Below are 16,527 nucleotides of genomic sequence, written 5' to 3'. Positions count from 1 at the left end.
GTATCCTGCCGGGCCCCGAGGAGTCCCGCATGACCACGATCGAACGCCAGCACATTCCCGTTGCGAAGCCGCTCATCGGCGGAGCCGAGAAGCGCGCCGTCATGGAGGTCCTCGATAGCGGCCATCTTGCCCAGGGGCCGCGCACCGAAGCCTTCGAGCAGTCGTTCGCGGCCTACATCGGCACGAAGCACGCCATCGGGGTGAACAGCGGCACCGCGGCCCTCATCGTCGCGCTCCAGGCGCATGGCGTCGGTCCCGGCGATGAGGTCATAACAACGCCGTTCAGCTTCATCGCGACGGCGACGAGCATCCTCGCCTGTGGCGCGACCCCGGTCTTCGTCGATGTCGACCCGTTCGACTTCAACCTCGACCCGGGAAAGGTCGAAGAGGCGATCACCGAGAACACGAAAGCCGTGATGCCGGTCCACATCTTCGGGCACCCGGCCCGCATCCTCGAACTCCAGCAGCTCTGCGACGAGAACGGCCTCGCACTCGTGGAAGACGCCGCGCAGGCACATGGCGCTGAGCACCTTGGCCGGCGCGTTGGCAGCTACGGCACCGGCTGCTTCAGCTTCTACCCCACGAAGAACATGACCACCGGCGAAGGCGGCATCATCACCACCAACGACGACGAAGTCGCCCGCATGTGCCGCATCATCCGCAGCCACGGCCAGGAACAGCGCTACAAGCACGACTACTTCGGACTCAACTGGCGGATGCAAGACCTCAACGCCGCCATCGGGCTCGTCCAGATGGACTACATCGAAGACTGGAACGTGGCCCGGATAGCGAACGCCGAGAAGCTCTCCTCGCTCATCCGTTCCGTTGAGACGCCGCGCGTCCGCGAGGGCGACCGCCACGTCTTCCACCAGTTCACCATCCGTGTCCCGGGCGACCGCGACGCGTTCCAGGCGAAGCTCCAGGAAGCCGGTATTGGGAGCGCTGTCCACTACCCGATCCCGATCCACCGGCAGCCGATCATGGAGAAGATGGGCCTCAGCGACTTCGATTGTCCGGTCGCCGAAGCCGCCTCCGAGCGCGTCCTCTCGCTGCCGGTGCACCCCTCTCTCGGTCCGGAAGATGTGGAGTACATCGCGAGCGTGGTGAATCGGATCGGGTAGTTGGGGTGCAGGGATTCCTTGGTCCCCGGGAAGGAACTTTTTGGTCCTGGCCAACGTTTCTATCCGTGTGAAGGCGTTCCCGGCCGCTGTATTGACCATGGTGGCGACGGTTGCGATCACCTGGTCATCGGCGGCCGCGCAGGCGCCGCCAACACCCGCGCAGACTTCTGTGCCAGGGCACCCACTTCAGGTCCGGTTCGGGCCCACTCCGTCCACCGAAACAAGTCTCGCCGGCCCGAATACCGAGGGGCTCGCCAGGTTCTTCGGTGCGGAGGCAGTACGACGTCAGTTTGGATATCTCGTCCCAACCACCTTGCCTGGCTTCCTGGTCACCGCCGCCGAAGGTCGCGGGAGCCCAGGGCTGTTCGATGCGTCGGTGTGGTTTCGGGGGACGGGTGGACCAACGACAGTGAGGATCTCCGGGTGGACGAAGGTCGGTGACTTCCTGATCGCGGTGCCAGCGAATAGCCCGGTCACCGAGGTTACGCAGACAACCATCAGCGGGCTTCAGGCTTTGACGCTGATGCCGACCGCTGCCGTCGTCGGCGGGCTCGGCCCGCGAACGATCTACCTTACCGACGGCTCCACTATCTGGTCGATCGAGATCGAAGGGTTCTCCGACAACTCCGCCGCGCTGGAACTGGTGCGGACTGCGATCGAAATTGTCACGGTTCCTGGCCCACCCGGAACGGGCACTGGGCGCGTGAGCGTTGGGACCGACTACCGGAAGGAGATAGGCCTGGCGGCTGGATTCGTCCTCGCGGTTACGACCTGCTCAGCGCGTTTGCTTGCCTCTCGCCGTAACAGCCGCTTCGCGCCGGCGACTAACGACTAACGCCCGAGGCTGATAACCTCAATCTCGATGACTCGAACCCTTCGCGCGGCCGTCATCGGCCTTGGCTCCATGGGCGCCAACCATGCCCGCGTCCTCTCCGACACACCCGGCGTCGAACTCGTCGCCGTCGCTGATGCGAACCCGGCGGCCGTAAACAAGACCATTGCGGGACGCCCAATTCCCGGCTTCCCGGATGCGGTGTCGCTCCTCCGCGAAACCCGGCCGGATATGGTGTCGATCGTCGTCCCGACGCAACTCCACGAGGAAGTCGCACTCCAGGCGATTGCCGCCGGGGCGAACGTGCTCGTCGAGAAGCCCATCGCCGCCACGCTCGATGCGGCCCGCAGCATCGCCGTCGCCGCCGAACAGGCAGGGCTCGTGCTCACCGTCGGCCACATCGAGCGATTCAACCCGGCCGTCCAGGAACTGAAGCGCCGGCTCGACGCGGGCCAGGGTGGCCCCGTCCTCCAGGTGCGTGCCCGTCGTGTTGGACCGTTCCCGCATCGGATCCGCGACGTCGGCGTCATTTACGACCTTGGTCCGCACGACATCGACATCATGCGCTTTCTCCTCGGCGACGAGATCGACCGTGTCTTCGCCGAGTCGCGCAGCCACATCGCCACGGGCAACGAGGACATGTTCGCCGGGCTCGTCCGCTTCCACCGAGGCGCCATGGGCACGCTCGATATCAACTGGCTCACCCCGACGAAGGAACGCACGCTCACCGTCCTCTGTGAGAAGGGCATGTTCGTCGTCGACTACGCCGCCCAGTCGCTGGCGTTCTACGAAAACTTCGACGCGGCCGCGCGTGAGGGCCGCTACGCATCGGTTACCGAAGGCCCGATGACTCGCTACCCCATCCCCAACCGTGAACCGCTCAGGGTCGAGCTCGAAGCGTTCCGCGACGCCGTGCTCGCCGGTGGGCCGCCGCCGGTCAGCGCGCTCGATGGTATGGCGGCCCTGGCCATCGCCGAGGCGCTCGTCCGCTCCGGCGAGACCGGGATGCCCGTGCAGGTTGAACCGGTGGCCGCCAGCACATGAACGTCGCCGTCGTCGGCATCGGGCGAATTGGCCTCCCGCTGGCTGCCACCATCGCTTCGAAGGGCCACCAGGTTTTCGGATGCGATATCAACGCATCGCTCGTCGAACGCATCAACCGCGCCGAGAACCCCATCCCGGATGAAGCCGGGCTCGGGGCGGTGTTGAAGCAAGTGGTAGCCGACGGGACGTTCCGCGCGACGACTGAGACGGCCGCCGCAGTGGCGAAGTCGCAGGTCGTCCTTTTCGCGGTCCGGGTAGACATCGATGCAGAAGGCCGCGCCGACCTCCAGTACCTGTTCTCCGCCGCCGAAGAGGCTGCGAAGGGACTGCAGCCGGGCACGCTCTGTATCTTCGACACAACCCTGCCTGTCGGCACGACTCGCCGGGAGCTTGCGCCGCGCCTCGAAGCGACCGGCAAGAAGCTCGGAGTCGACTTCCACGTTGCCTTCAGCCCCGAGCGCCTCCTCATGGGAAGAGTGATCGAGGACCTGACCAAGTATCCGAAAGTCGTCGGCGGCGTCGACCCGGAAGCCGGCGAGAAGGCCGCCGCGTTCTACCGCGAAGTCTTCGGCGGCGACGTGCTCCAGCTCGCCAGCGCCGAAGCCGCGGAGTTGAGCAAACTCGCTGAGGGCGCTTATCGCGACCTCAACATCGCCCTTGCCAACGAACTCGCGATGATCGCCGATGTCCATGGGATCGACGTCACCGAAGTCATCGCCGCCGCCAACTCCCAGCCGTACTCGCACATCCACGTCCCGGGGACGGGTGTGGGGGGGCACTGCATCCCGGTGTATCCGAGATTCCTGATGCAGGGCGAAGGTCCGAGCGCCCTGCCCGCTCTCGGCCGACAGGTGAATGACGCCATGCCCGGCTACGTTGTGCGCCGGGCGGAGGAACTGCTGGGCGGACTTGCCGGAAAACGCGTGCTCATCATGGGATTGACCTTCCGCCCGGACGTCGCCGTGACCTTCCATACAAATGCAGTTGACTTGCTTCGCGAATTCAGCACTCGTGGGGCGGTTGTCAGCGGGCACGACCCACTTCTGACCGATGCGGGTGTCCGAGAGCTCGGCTTCGAACCCGCTGCGAGCACGGCCGGATTCGACCTGGCAGTCGTCCACAGCAACCACCGGAGCTACGCCGGGCTCGCCTGGGGTTCGATCGCGCCGCTGGTCGTGGATGCGCGCAACGCCCTCGATCGCCGGGTGGTAGAAGACACTGGCGCCCGCTACCTCGGCGTGGGCCGCCCGGTGACGAACTGAGCCCACACGGGCACGTCAGATGAAGAAGCCCAGCCCCAGCTGACCCTTGATGCCGTTGATCTCGCCGAGGTGCATGAACCCGTGAGTCATGATCACCTGGCGGACGACCTTCCACTTCGACATTTCACCGAGCGGCTTGATCATCTGGACTTCATCCAGCTTCGCGGTGGGCACAACCTTCAGGAAGTCGAGCGTCCCCTGGCGCACGTCGGCCAGGTAGTCGCGCAGGGCGGCGTTGTCGAACTTCAGCGCGCGGGCGTCTTCCATCCCCATGCCGGTGCCCTGGTCGACCTTCGGGAGGCCCATCCGGTCGGCGTAGCCCTTTTCGATCCAGACCGGTGGCTTGCGATCCTGCAGGACGAAGTTCGTGATGTTGTCGGCCGTGCGGATGACATGCCACGCGTTGAACCCGATGCTCACGGTTTGGCCCTGGGGGAGGAAGTTGACCTGTTCGTTCGTGAGTCCCTTGATCGCCCCGTCCAGCCAGTCCGTCATCTGGTCGATCCCATCGACAAGCAGTTCGCGAGCTTCCATCGGTTGCACCTCCTGAATGCTGCGGCAGTCTAGCCCGGGCCGAGAGTTTCTTCAAACAACGCTGTGGTGCTACCGGCCGAGCCGCGGCACCCCGGAAGAATCGCCGGATGGCAGGTCTTCCGGGCGGAGGAGGGAGCGCTCGCCGCGGTTCACTGCATCCGCGTGGGCAACCAGCGCGTACAACGCCTCGACGGTGGGCACCGCGACGTCGAGTTCCCTGGCCCGCCGGACCGGGTTTCCCAGGATCGCTTCGACCTCGAGGGGATTCCCCAGCACGTAGTCAATGACCATGCTCGTGCGGTAGTCCCCCATCGTTTCGGTCAGACTGAACATCCGGCCTACGACCTCTTCTTCGGGCAGCCGAGCGGGCGACTTCAACGAGACCAGGTCCGCGTTGCCCATGCGGACCACCTCGCGCATCGCCCGTTCGGCGGTCTCTCGCAGTTCTGGATCGCCGAGGATGGTCTGCGTCCCGATGCCCCCGCCGGCCACGCTGAGCCCGTTGAACGGGATGTTCCAGCAGAGTTTTTCCCAGCGCGCGTAGCGCAGGTTGGGAGCGACGACGGTCTCGATGTTGCCGCTGGTGAGGAGCGCTTCGAGCGTCGCATTCTCCGCCGGGTCGTCGAGCGCGTGGCCGATGGACACGCGCCCATACTCCAGGTGGTGGATCACCCCGGATTCGCCCCGATTGATGCAAACGAACGCCATGCCGCCGAAGACCCGCCAGGCCCCGAACCACTCTGCGAAACGCGGCTCGATCCCGAGGCCGTTCATGAGCGCCACGATGCGCGTGTTCGGGCCCACGCATGGCGCAACGAGTTCGCGCGCTGATTCGAGCGCCGTCGCTTTCAGCGAGCAGATCACCCAGTCCGCCGGGCCCAGTTCTTCCGGGCTTGCCGCCGCCGCAACCTCTTCCAGGTGGAAATCGCCGAGCGGGCTGTACACCCGCAGGCCGCACTCGCGGACTGCCGCCAGGTCTCGTCGAAAGAGAAAGCGGACGTCGTGCCCGGCCTGTGCCAGCCGTGCGCCGTAGTACCCGCCGACCGCACCGGCGCCAATGACTGCGATCGTTGCCACGTCCGGGATTGTGGTTCGGCCCGGCCGTGTTTGTCGATGCTCCCGTCAGCCTGAACCGGCCCGGAGCGCCTCGCGCACTTTCGCCGCCGCCTCCATGGCCGCTTCCGGGGAATCCTGAACGGGCACGAGGTTGATGTGCCTCGCGCCAGCCTCGATGAACGGAGCGAGGTACTCCGCGATCTCTCCCGGGGCGCCGAAGGGCGTATAGCGTTCGAAGCGCTCGAAAGGCATCCGGTAGGTGCTTTCCATCCCTTCCGAAACGAGGGCCCGCGCCTCGTCGCGGACATCGGAGACGCTCGTCCAGTACTGCATCCCGAGTTCGATTTCCGCGGGGTCTCGCCCCGCGGCGAGCGCGGCTTCGGCGATGCGTTCTGCGGCCTCACGGAAGCGTTCAGGCGTCAGCCAGATACCCGTGTAGCCATCGCCAAGCCGGCCGGCACGGCGCAGCGCGGCATCGCTGCGGCCCCCCACGAAGATCGGCACGGGCCGGAAGGGTTTGGGGTACAGCGTCACATCGTCGAGCTGGAAGTGCCTCCCCGCGAAAGTGACGCCATCCTCGGTCCACAAGCGTTTGAGCACCTCGATCGCTTCATTTGTCCGGGCCCCGCGTGTCGCCGGGTCCACCCCCGAACTCCAGAACTCGTGGGGGTCTTCGCCGCCGACGCCGATGCCGAGGACGAACCTGCCCATGCTCAACTGGTCCAGCTGTGCCACCTGGAGCGCGACCGGGACGGGATGGCGCAGGGGAAGGAGGTACACGGCCGTCTTCAGCTCGATCCGCTCGGTGACCGCCGCCGCAGCCGTCAGGGTGATCAGGCCGTCGTTGCCGTAGCCGTAGAACGTGACGTGGTCGCCCGCGATGAGGCCGTCGAGGCCGAGTGCTTCCGCCTGCCGGGCAGCATCGAGGACCATGCCGCCGGTCGTGCCGGTACGGATGTCCCAGGACTTCAGCATGACCGAAACGGAAGGCGCCTGCATGGCCCGATTCTAACGACCGTGTGGTGCTTTCGCTGTTCACGTCGCTCTGGGATAGTCGAGCCATCCGTTTCGAGGGTGATTACGAATGACTCAGGCCCAGGCTCGCACGCCGATGGTCTTCGACCGGGCGTTCCTTACCGACATCGAAGGCATCACCGAGCTCATCTTCGTCCGCCATGGCGAACAGCACATACCGGACCCGCGGACGGGGCCCGTCGGCGAGACATTCGACCCCCCGCTCAGCGAACGGGGCGAGCAGCAGGCGAAAGTGGTCGGCGAACGCCTTTCCGTCGACCGCATCGACGTTGTCTACGCCAGTCCCCTGAAGCGTGCTTTGGAAACCGGACGCCAGGTCGCGCGCCACCATCGCATGGAGCCGATCGTGGTCGACGATCTCCGCGAGATCGAGGTGTTCCGCGACATCCCGGCCGACCGTTCTGCAGTGGACTTTCTCGGCCAGGGTCTCCTGCTCGGCATCAGGGAGCGGATGCTGCGCGAGAAGAAGTGGGATGTCTACCCGTATTCCGAATCGAGCTTCGACTTTCGCAAGCGCACCGTGAACGCGGTCGAGTCGATCATCGCCCAGAACGAGGGCAAGAGGGTTGTCATTGCGTGCCATGGTGGAGTTATCAACGCCTACGTCGGCCACATCATCGGCGTTGACTACGACATGTTCTTCCGGCCTGCGCACTGCTCCATCAGTGTCGTGTTCTCCGGTCAGGGCGTTCGGGCGCTGCAGTCGCTGAACGATGTCCACCACCTTCGGACCAATGAATGGACCCTCGTGAGTCACTGACCAGGGCGGTGTGGCATCAAGGGAGGCCCAAGTTCCCAACCTCTTCGAATGCCACGCCGTAGAATCAGCCCCATTACTTCCGCCGGAGTACCCGGCAGTTTCGAGGAACGCTCATGACCGTCGCTAACTTCTCTCTCGCAGGCAAAGTCGCCATCGTTACCGGCGGCAGCCGTGGCATCGGCCGCTCGATCGCCGTCGCCCTGGCCGAAGCCGGCGCCGATGTCTGCGTCGCGGCTCGCAAAGTGGAGGCCCTCGAAGAGTCGGTTGCCGCCATCCGCGCCACCGGACGCAAGGGCATCGCCGTCCCTACCAACGTCCGTGATATGGATGCGCTCCAGAACCTGGTGAACGAGACGAAGGCGCAGTTGGGGCGCATCGACATCCTGGTGAACAACGCCGCGACCAACCCGGTGTTCGGGCCGATCGCGAACATCGACGAGCGGGCCTGGGACACCACCATGAACACGAACGTGAAGTCGGCGTTCTTCCTGAGCAAGATGGTCCGGGAGGCGATGAAGGAGCACGGGGAAGGCGGCAGGATCATCAACGTGAGTTCGACCGGTGGCTTCCGCGCCGGCGGCGGACTCGGCACCTACTCGGTCTCGAAGGCCGCGATCATCATGCTCACGCAGGTCTGCGCCAAGGAGTGGGGCGTCGACGGGATCCGCGTGAACTGCATCGCCCCCGGCCTCATCAAGACGGAGTTCTCCCGCGCCCTCTGGGACAATGAGGCCGCACTAAAGAACTCGCGTGCTCAGAGCCCGCTCCGCCGCATCGGCGAGCCCGACGAAATGGCCGGCGCCTGCGTTTACTTCGCCAGCGAAGCCTCCTCGTTTACTACCGGCCAGACGCTCATCCTCGACGGTGGCGGCCTCGCATAGGTCGGAGTGGAGCCACTCCATGCCGGACATGATCGTCAATCTCTATGGCCTCGCTCCGGTCTCGCCGCAGGCCCAGGCGCTGCGCGATTCCGGAGTCGTCTGCCGGCGAGCGGAGAGCTATGAACGTTCGGTCGTCCTCGCCTTTGTCGAACGGCTCTTTCCAGACTGGGCCGACGAGTTGCGGGCGGGCTTCGCGGCTGTGCCACCGAACGTCTACATCGCGACCGAGGCGGGGACGCTCCTCGGCTTCGCCTGTTACAACGCCACCCGTCCCGACTACTTCGGTCCGACCGGCGTCGAAGCGAGCCAACGACGGCGGGGGATTGGCCGCGTCCTGCTCCTGCAGTGCCTTGAAGCGCTCAGGGCGCAGGGTTACGCGTACGCTATTATCGGTGGAGTCGGACCAGCGGAGTTCTACGAGAAAGCTGCCGGCGCGACACTGATCCCCGCCAGTGAGCCCGGGATATACCGCGATCGGCTCAATCGCAGCGAAGGAGACGGCACATGAATTGGCTTGTGCGCCTGGTCAGGAAGCTGGTCCGGCTTGCTGTGATCACGGCGACGCTAACAGCAATCGTGATCGTCCTCGACGCGGTGCTTTCGCCGGACACCGACGAGGTCCGGCCCGGCAGTTAGCGGGACTCGTGCCGCCGCCGCGCGGATTCCGTGGCGAGCCGGGCGGGGCTGCCTGGCACTCCCCTGAGGCCCCTCTCGCGCAGGGCTTCGAGGATATCGCTGAACTGTTCCGCGCCGTTGACCTCGAGGAGGAGCTCGAGCACTGCGACCCCAACGGGCATTCCCGGGGCTTCGCGGTTATGGTCGACTTCGAGGATGTTTCCCCCGACCTCGGCGATCACTGAAGAGACGAGGGCAAGTTCTCCCGGTGTGTCGCTCACCTCGACGGCGAGGTGCTGGTAGCGACCTGCTTCGACGAGCCCTCGTCGGACCATCGACCCGAGCAGGTTGATATCGATGTTTCCGCCCGAGATGACCGCAAGCGCTTTGCCTTTGGGACGGTATCGCCCGCTCATCACAGCGGCGATGCCGAGTGCCCCGGCGCCCTCGACGACGAACTTCGCCCGCTCGACCAGGGCGAGGATCGCCTGGGCGATAGCCTCATCCGGGACGGTAACAACTTCATCAACGTAACGCTGGATGAGGGCGAACGTCCTCTCTGAAGGGCCAGACACGGCGACGCCGTCAGCGATGGTCCGCGTTGCCCCGACTGCGACGGGCTTGCCGGCAGCCAGCGACCGCGCGATGCCGTCCATGGCCGCGGACTGGACGCCGATGACCCTGATTCCGGGCCGGAGGTGCTTCAGCGCCAGTGCGACGCCGGCCAGCAGGCCGCCGCCGCCCGCGGGGACGAGGACCTCGTCGACATCCGGCGCCTGGCGGACGAGTTCCAGGCCGACGGTCCCCTGCCCGGCGATCACGGCATCATCGTCGAAAGGCGGGACGAAGATTCGGCCTTCGCGGTCGGCGATCGCGAACGCCTCGGCCCTCGCTTCTTCGAGGGATGCCCCATGGATGACGACCCGGGCGCCCAGGGCGCGCGTCGCATTGATCTTGGCCAGAGGCGCGGTTGCGGGGACCACGATCGTCGCGCTGGCGCCCCGTGATCGTGCCGCGAGGGCCACGCCCTGGGCATGGTTCCCGGCACTCATCGCCACCAGGCCCCGCTGCGCCGATGCGTCGTCGAGGTTGTGGACAAAATTCAGGGCGCCGCGAATCTTGAACGACCCGGTAACCTGCATGTGCTCGCACTTCAGGAGCAGGTCGGTGTCCAGTCCCGGAGAGGAGACGCGGAATGGCCAGACGGGGGTTTCGCGCACGTGGCCGGCGAGCGCGGCGGCCGCCTCCTCGACATCTGCGAACGCCATGATCCGAGGATCCACCTCCGCATCATGCACTCGGGGGGTAAGTTGTTAACAGTTGTCGCACCCCCTGAAGGGCTGGGGTGGCCCCCCCCGCCGGCGGCCATTGCCCCCCCCCCCTCCCCAGATGCCCCTCCACCCCCAAGTAGCGACCCCGCCAGATCTTGCGACGCTCCCAGCATCGCTGGCAGATGCTAACCGGCCTATCGATGGATACCCATCCTTCCGTGAAAGGGTACATGCGCTCCATGAGGTGTGCGCCGCAAAAAAGGCCGCGGCAGAGGGAGCACTCGAAGCCCGGGTGAGGCCCGCACTCTTCGATGCCACAGAGGCCTGCGCGGTTGCGCTCGCCAACCCGCCCCTTGTACTCGATATGAAGCAGGAGGTCGGCGTGCTTTGCCTGGCAGCGCTTGCGCGTGCATACGGCCTCGTGATCCTCGACGTAGTGTGCATGCGTGGCGCAAAACGGCCGCCCGCAGTACTGGCAGACGTGCGCCGCCGCATCGCGGCAGCGCGAAAACCGCCCGCCCACCCCGCATCCCCGTCGTGGTTGCACTCGAAAGTCCCCGTGGTCTGGTGCGGAGATCGTGGCTGTTCGGCGGTATCCCGGTCAACGACCGGCAAGCCAGAGGCAGGCTCCGAGGCCCGGGTCCAGGTTAAGTTGCAAGGAAGACTTCCACGCCTCAGTCGAAAACACCTCGACTCGGCCTTCGTGGTTCGATGCGACTGCGAAGTTCCGCCCGTCCGGGTCGACGCACAGTCCGTCCGGCCGGGCCGCGGTTTTGAGGCGCCGTTTGACGCTGAGGGTCGCCAGGTCGACCAACGCGACTTCGCCCCTGCCCTGCAGCGACACGAGGACCTGGCCACCGGCCAGGGCTGTCACGCGCACAGGCGCGGCGCCGACTGAAAGGCTGGACGCGCCTGAAAGATCCCCGGCCCTGGCGACGGTCAGCGTGCCTCCCAGGTAGTCGGCGGTTGCCGCGTAGCCGCCGGTGATGGCGATCCCTTCCGGCTGTCCCCCGGTGCGAATCGATTTCGTACCCGGTTCAAGCTGCCTGAGCGTGTCGCCCCGTGAGTCCGTGACGAGCACGGCCTCGCCCGAGACGGCCACGACGTGTGGCGTCTCACCCGTCGGGTAGCGCCGCAATTCGGTGAGCGAAGCGCGGTCCAGTACGACGGCTTCATTCACTTTGTCGAGCGTGATGATGAGATTGTTCCCCCAGACGGCGATCCCATGCGGTTCTCCCTCCAGCGGGAGCACGCGGAGGATGGCCGCGGAAGAGAGCTCCACTTCGACGAGCGCTTCGCCGCGGCCGAGGGTGACGTACAGGCGACCATCGGTCGCGACCATTTCGTGGGGCGGGCCCGGCAGAGCCAGATGGCGCTGTTCCCCACTCTCCAGGTTCGCCAGGGTTAGTGATTCGGTGCGCAGGTTGGCGACGACGAGCAGGCCGTTGCGGGGAGGCTCCGGAGCGGGACCATCGCTTCCTGCGAAACGCGAAAAAACCACGATCACCAGGGTCATCGCGGGGAGGATGCCCAGGCTGGCGATGCGGTTTACGCGCTTCAGGTTCGGTTGAGTGAGCAATCCCACCTCAGGCTGGGCGCTGTCCCGCCCCTCCCCATGAGCACAGGGAGGGGCGGGAGCGAGCTGTTAGCGGATGATGTTGACCAGGTCCTGGAGCATCTGGTCGCCGGCGGTAATGACGCGCGATGACGACTGGAAGCCGCGTTGCGCAAGGATGACGTTGGTGAATTGCTGGGCCAGGTCCACGTTCGAGGACTCGAGCGTGCCCGTGCTTACCGAGCCGCGGCCGTTCGTGTTCGGCAGGCCGACGATCGCCTCGCCGGAGTTCGAGCTCGGCGCCCAGAGGTTCTGTCCCTGGCGCTGGAGGCCACCGGGGTTCGTGAAGCTGGCGAGCGCCAACTGGCCAATGATCCGGTTCGCGCCGTTGGAGTAGATGCCCGTGACTTCGCCGGTGCTGCCGACCGCGAAGCTGACCAGCGCTCCAGCGGCCGAACCGGTCTGGCTCTGGAGGTTTGACTGGCTCGCTCCGGCGTACTGGGAGAACGTCGTCAGGTCCAGGGTGAAGGCGAGCGGGTCGGCGCCCGTTCCCAGGGCCGCAGCGGGAATGGTGAAACTCACCATGCCGTTATTCGCGATGCCCGTATCGAGGGTGCCCGTAGGGAGGAACGAGAGCGTCCCGTTCGCGATGGTCACTGCATCGTCGAACGCGTTGCCCGGAGTTGCGTCGGGGCCGGGGACGTCGGGGATGTCGTGCATGGCCGTCACGTCCCAGGTGTTCGTCGCCGTCTTGGTGAAGATCACACGGATGGTCTTCGCATTGCCGAGCGAGTCGTAGGCGGTCACGGTGGTGGTGATTTCGTTGTCCGGTGCGACCGTCGGGGTGCCGGCGTCGAGGTTCCCGGCCATGACCATGCCCGCTTTCGGGGCCGGGAGCGTGAGGTCCTGCGTGGCCTGGGCGCTGATACGCGTGCCGAATGGGATCTGGAGGGCCTGGAGCGGCGACTCGGTATCGACAGCGCCCGTCGCATCGGCGACCCAACCCATGACCGTTAGGCCGGTCACGGGGTTCACGAGCGTGCCTTCGACATCGATATCGAAGGCTCCGTCCCTCGTATAGAAGTTGCGCGTGCCGTCGCTGACGACGAAGAAGCCGTCGCCCTGGACGGCGAAGTCCGTGAGCTTCCCGGTACTCTGGAGTGAACCCTGGGTCATGATGTTGTCGATGCCGCCCAGCTGCATGCCGAGGCCTATCTGGGCGGGGTTGGTACCGCCGCGGCCGGCCTGCGGCGTGCTCGCCCCGCGCACCGTCTGTCCGAGGATGTCCTGGAACGTCGCCCGGCTCGATTTGTAGGCGATGGTGTTGACGTTTGCGATGTTGTTGCCCACGACGTCCATGTAGGACATGTGGTTCTTCATCCCGGAGATCGCGCTGAAGAGTGCTCGCATCATGGCAGGTAACGATCCTTTCGTGGCGGCTTCCCGGCCGCGGTAGTGGATCAGGCCTCCGACATGCGGACCGGCCCAAATTGGACGTTGAGGGTGAGGTTCGGCCTCAGGCGATGACGACTGAGTCGATGTTCGTGAAGACCCGCTCCTTTCCGGATTCGGCGTTGATGGCGGTTACGACCTTGCGGTCGCGGATGTCGACGACGACGGCGAGGTCATCGAGCATGACCACGCTGTTGCGGGCGCCCTTCTCGGCGGCCCGCGTGATCGCGGAGTTGAGGCGATCGAGGCGCTGGGAGTCGATGTCCAGGTCGCGCCGGTCGATCCGCTTCTGGGCGTGGTTGCTGAACTGGACGCCCCGGCCCAGGTTGCTGAGCGCGTCCTGGAAGCTGGGCCCGCCAGCCGATCGGACGGAGGCCTGGCCGGGTTGCCGGGTTGCCCCCGGCGAAGGCCCGATCTGCTGCGTGCGGTCGATGGCCATCAGCGCACCTCCGCGATGGTGAAGAGGTCGACGACCTTGCCCGCGACGATCAGCATCGGGATGCCCTTCGCATCGGTCACCACGCGTTCCACCACGCCGCTAACTTCATTCCCCGCGTTCGGTAAGTCGGCGGCGGCCGCGACGACCCGGTCGTCCTTGTTCACCTCTACCCGCTCCATGCTGGTGATGTTGGCAAACGAACGCCCGAACTTCTCTCGCGAGACGATGTCCCGGGTGACCGCGATCCCGTCGACCTGTTCTCCCGTGATGGTCTTGCCGATCATGCTCGCCGCGCTGGTGAGCTCGTTGACGCCCTGGAGGACCTTGATCCCTTCAGCCACGGTCTTCATCTGGTTCAGCGACTCGAACTGGGCCATCTGGGCCATGAAGTCCGTATCCGACTGCGGCTCCAGGGGGTTCTGGTTCTGCATCTGGGCGATGATGAGCTTCATGAAGTCGACCTGGCTGAGTTCCGAATTCGCAGAAGCTTTCGGCGTGTAGGTCGTGTTCTTGAGCGCGGTGATTGCGTCGACTGGCTGCGTCATGGCTTGCTCCTAGACCCGGTACACCAGCGCGCCATCCGGGTTGTAGGCGGCACGCAAGCGCTGGTGGATTTCGATGGCGGCGCCGTCGTCCCCGCCAAGGATGGAAGCGAACTCGCCGGCGGCGCCGCGGTCCTCCCGTTGCGACGCTTCGCCCCAGGCCCGCCCCTGGTCGCCGCGGCCGAGGCCAACGTTCACGTCGGAGAGGTTGAGACCGCGTTCGCCCAACAGGTTCGAGAGGTCCTGGGTGTGGTCGCGCAGGAGCTGCATCGCCTCCTGGCGTTCGGCCCGAACCTCGACGTGGACCGTGTCGCCGTTGGTGCGGACGTGAATGGTCACTTCGCCGAGGTCAGCGGGATCGAGGTGGATGCGGGCTTCGCCGCCCCCGGCGTCGACCGTCTCGATGACGGTGCTGGCAACCTGGTCAACCTGCGGTGGGACTTCCGACGCTTCGACCGGCGCGGTAGAGACGGCCTCTGTTTCGGGCGCCTCGGTCGTTGGGCGGAGCTCGCCAACCGCCGAATTCGGCGCTGCGTGGGCGATACCCTGCGCGGAAGCGCGCGGTTGTGGCCGGTCCGGCCGATGAGCAGAGCCGGCGTGCTCGTCTTCGCCGGCCTCGGTGTCTGAAGCGGTGTCGTTTCGTTTTTGTGCGTTCCCGACGGAGCGGACCACGCTGGTAGCGCCTGGCTGGGAGCCCTCGGTTGGGGCCTCTGTGACGGGCCCGGGTGCGGCTGGCTTCGGTGTCGGCGCACCGGGTACAGGAGCCCCGGCGACGATGTTCTCTGACGGTGGGAGCATCTCGACGGACTGGGCCGCACTCTCCGCCTGCCCCGTCGGTTCATCCGGGATGGCGGCAGCGGATTGGGACGGCGGCGGGGCCGGCGCGGCGGGTTCCATTGCGACGGGCTCGATTGGAAGATGCTCGATGCGGGAGTACGTCTCACTGGAACCTGTTTTCGCGGGCGAGACGGTTCGGGCGGAAGCCTCTACCGGTGGCGCCACGGACGCCGGCGCCGGCTGCGGGACGACGATCGGGATTCCCATCGCGAGGAGTGCGGCGAGCGGGTCACCGCCGGCTCCCTCCGCGGGGTCCGCGTCTTCGGCGGACGGCAGCAATTCGATGCCCGAGGGGTTCGGCAGCTGGATGTTCTCTTCGCACGATGCCTTGAATGATCCCGAAAGGGAGGCAAGGAGGCTCGCGAAAACATCCCCGCAGGGGGCTGCCGGAAGAGGCTGACCGGCAGCGACGGTTGGCAATCCGGTCGTCGCCAGGAGCGTATCGGCCGGGGCCTGAACAACGAGTCCCATCACATCTGCATCCTGAAGACTTCCTGGTAGGCCTCGACGGCCTTGTTGCGGATGGTTGTGGCGAGGCTCATGGCGAGGCTCTCGGTCTCGACGGCGAGCATCACATCGTGGAGCTCGACGTCCTGGCCGGTGGCCATCGCGTTGACCTTCGCGTCGGCGTTGTCGCTGACCGACTGGAGTTGGCCGATGGCCTTGCCCAGCATGTCGGCGAAGCCGGCCGCGGGTTTCGCCGCCGCCGTCGCTCCAGTCTGGGCAATCGCCCCAACGCCCTGAATCCGTCCGATCTCCATAGCTGCCTCCTCAACCCGTGTAGGGCATTCCTGCAAAACCCCTAAACGACTATCTGCTCGTGATGTCCAGCGCCCGCAGCGCCATCTGCTTCACCGCGTTCAGGACCGTTACGTTCGCCTGATATGAGCGGTTGGCCGACGTCAGGTCGGTCATTTCCTGGACGAGGTCCACGTTCGGCATCTCGAGGAGCCCCGTTTCCGGGTCGGCATCGGGGTGTGACGGGTCGTTCACGATTCGGTTCGGCGTCTCGGTGTCGACACCGACCTGGGTGAGGACCACACCGGTGCTCCCGCCGCCCATGAACTTGCGCACGACGTTCGCGAACGGCATCGAGGGGTCGCCCGAAGAGAAGCGGACGACCTTCCGCTGGTAGGGCCCTCCTTCCGGGGTGTTCGTTGTCTCCAGGTTCGCGACGTTCGAGCTGACCGTATCCATGCGGACGCGCTGGGCGGATAGGCCGCTCGCCGTGTTGGCGATTGAACGAATGAGTCCCATGAGGAGCCTCCGGGGTTTGATGGCTGGTTCGCGG

Annotated in this window: 19 protein-coding genes; 8 read left to right on the top strand and 11 right to left on the bottom strand. The window is 65.9% G+C overall.

Annotated elements, in window-relative coordinates; genetic code table 11:
* The first annotated feature begins 29 nt into the window (after positions 1-29).
* From IPG14_RS03905 to IPG14_RS03890, 4 genes are read left to right on the top strand one after another with little or no spacing between them, the layout of a single operon-like run.
* Positions 30-1,121 carry a DegT/DnrJ/EryC1/StrS family aminotransferase gene (locus tag IPG14_RS03905; protein WP_343390947.1) on the top strand — a complete coding sequence of 364 codons (1,092 nt, stop codon included), beginning with the start codon at positions 30-32 and terminating at the stop codon, positions 1,119-1,121.
* A gap of 40 nt (positions 1,122-1,161) precedes the next feature.
* Positions 1,162-1,956 carry a hypothetical protein gene (locus tag IPG14_RS03900; protein ID WP_343388172.1) on the top strand — a complete coding sequence of 265 codons (795 nt, stop codon included), beginning with the start codon at positions 1,162-1,164 and terminating at the stop codon, positions 1,954-1,956.
* Between the two features lie 27 nt (positions 1,957-1,983).
* On the top strand, positions 1,984-2,997 hold the full coding sequence (locus tag IPG14_RS03895; protein WP_343390946.1) for a Gfo/Idh/MocA family oxidoreductase: 1,014 nt from the start codon (positions 1,984-1,986) through the stop codon (positions 2,995-2,997).
* Complete coding sequence (locus tag IPG14_RS03890; RefSeq protein ID WP_343390945.1) at positions 2,994-4,259, top strand: nucleotide sugar dehydrogenase; 1,266 nt, start codon at positions 2,994-2,996, stop codon at positions 4,257-4,259. Before IPG14_RS03895 ends, IPG14_RS03890 begins: the two co-directional genes overlap by 4 nt.
* A gap of 15 nt (positions 4,260-4,274) precedes the next feature.
* Here the strand turns inward: IPG14_RS03890 and IPG14_RS03885 are convergent, their stop codons facing one another.
* The 3 genes from IPG14_RS03885 to IPG14_RS03875 form a co-directional block, all read right to left on the bottom strand.
* The gene (locus IPG14_RS03885; RefSeq protein WP_343385257.1) at positions 4,275-4,793 is read right to left on the bottom strand and encodes a DinB family protein; all 519 of its coding nucleotides are present in this window, start codon (positions 4,791-4,793) and stop codon (positions 4,275-4,277) included.
* A gap of 69 nt (positions 4,794-4,862) precedes the next feature.
* A complete protein-coding gene (locus tag IPG14_RS03880; RefSeq protein WP_343390944.1) occupies positions 4,863-5,870 on the bottom strand; it encodes a 2-dehydropantoate 2-reductase in 1,008 nt (335 codons plus the stop codon).
* Positions 5,871-5,915: 45 nt separating this feature from the next.
* Positions 5,916-6,848, bottom strand: a complete 933-nt coding sequence (locus IPG14_RS03875) for an LLM class flavin-dependent oxidoreductase (RefSeq protein WP_343390943.1) — start codon at positions 6,846-6,848, stop codon at positions 5,916-5,918.
* An 85-nt stretch (positions 6,849-6,933) separates the two neighbouring features.
* On the opposite strand from IPG14_RS03875, the gene IPG14_RS03870 reads away from it, so the two are divergent.
* From IPG14_RS03870 to IPG14_RS03855, 4 genes are all read left to right on the top strand, one after another.
* Complete coding sequence (locus IPG14_RS03870) at positions 6,934-7,644, top strand: histidine phosphatase family protein (RefSeq protein ID WP_343388168.1); 711 nt, start codon at positions 6,934-6,936, stop codon at positions 7,642-7,644.
* A gap of 113 nt (positions 7,645-7,757) precedes the next feature.
* Complete coding sequence (locus IPG14_RS03865) at positions 7,758-8,525, top strand: glucose 1-dehydrogenase (RefSeq protein WP_343390942.1); 768 nt, start codon at positions 7,758-7,760, stop codon at positions 8,523-8,525.
* A 19-nt stretch (positions 8,526-8,544) separates the two neighbouring features.
* Positions 8,545-9,033, top strand: coding sequence for a GNAT family N-acetyltransferase (locus IPG14_RS03860; RefSeq protein WP_343390941.1), 489 nt, complete (start codon positions 8,545-8,547; stop codon positions 9,031-9,033).
* Entirely contained in the window at positions 9,030-9,161 is a 132-nt protein-coding gene (locus IPG14_RS03855; protein WP_343385195.1) for a hypothetical protein, read from the top strand. Before IPG14_RS03860 ends, IPG14_RS03855 begins: the two co-directional genes overlap by 4 nt.
* Here the strand turns inward: IPG14_RS03855 and ilvA are convergent.
* The 8 genes from ilvA to flgC all read right to left on the bottom strand — a co-directional run bounded on the left by ilvA (position 9,158) and on the right by flgC (position 16,493).
* The gene (gene ilvA, locus IPG14_RS03850; protein ID WP_343390940.1) at positions 9,158-10,408 is read right to left on the bottom strand and encodes a threonine ammonia-lyase; all 1,251 of its coding nucleotides are present in this window, start codon (positions 10,406-10,408) and stop codon (positions 9,158-9,160) included. The two genes, IPG14_RS03855 and ilvA, sit on opposite strands and share 4 nt — an antisense overlap.
* A gap of 604 nt (positions 10,409-11,012) precedes the next feature.
* Positions 11,013-11,990, bottom strand: a complete 978-nt coding sequence (locus IPG14_RS03845) for a YncE family protein (RefSeq protein WP_343390939.1) — start codon at positions 11,988-11,990, stop codon at positions 11,013-11,015.
* A 66-nt stretch (positions 11,991-12,056) separates the two neighbouring features.
* Positions 12,057-13,376, bottom strand: coding sequence for a flagellar hook protein FlgE (locus tag IPG14_RS03840; RefSeq protein WP_343390938.1), 1,320 nt, complete (start codon positions 13,374-13,376; stop codon positions 12,057-12,059).
* 106 nt (positions 13,377-13,482) lie between these two features.
* Entirely contained in the window at positions 13,483-13,857 is a 375-nt protein-coding gene (locus IPG14_RS03835; RefSeq protein WP_343390937.1) for a TIGR02530 family flagellar biosynthesis protein, read from the bottom strand.
* Positions 13,857-14,402 (bottom strand): flagellar hook capping FlgD N-terminal domain-containing protein, encoded by a 546-nt coding sequence (locus tag IPG14_RS03830; protein WP_343390936.1) that lies wholly within the window; start codon positions 14,400-14,402, stop codon positions 13,857-13,859. The genes IPG14_RS03835 and IPG14_RS03830 overlap by 1 nt, the downstream gene beginning before the upstream one ends.
* 9 nt (positions 14,403-14,411) lie before the next feature.
* On the bottom strand, positions 14,412-15,707 hold the full coding sequence (locus tag IPG14_RS03825; protein WP_343390935.1) for a flagellar hook-length control protein FliK: 1,296 nt from the start codon (positions 15,705-15,707) through the stop codon (positions 14,412-14,414).
* The gene (fliE, locus tag IPG14_RS03820; RefSeq protein WP_343385187.1) at positions 15,707-15,997 is read right to left on the bottom strand and encodes a flagellar hook-basal body complex protein FliE; all 291 of its coding nucleotides are present in this window, start codon (positions 15,995-15,997) and stop codon (positions 15,707-15,709) included. The genes IPG14_RS03825 and fliE overlap by 1 nt, the downstream gene beginning before the upstream one ends.
* Before the next feature lie 49 nt (positions 15,998-16,046).
* Complete coding sequence (gene flgC / locus IPG14_RS03815) at positions 16,047-16,493, bottom strand: flagellar basal body rod protein FlgC (RefSeq protein WP_343385186.1); 447 nt, start codon at positions 16,491-16,493, stop codon at positions 16,047-16,049.
* Between the last annotated feature and the right edge of the window lie 34 nt (positions 16,494-16,527).

This window comes from Candidatus Amarobacter glycogenicus (assembly GCF_016704105.1).
In the GTDB taxonomy this organism is placed as follows: domain Bacteria; phylum Chloroflexota; class Dehalococcoidia; order Tepidiformales; family Tepidiformaceae; genus Amarobacter; species Amarobacter glycogenicus.
This window is presented reverse-complemented; position numbering and strand designations above follow the sequence as displayed.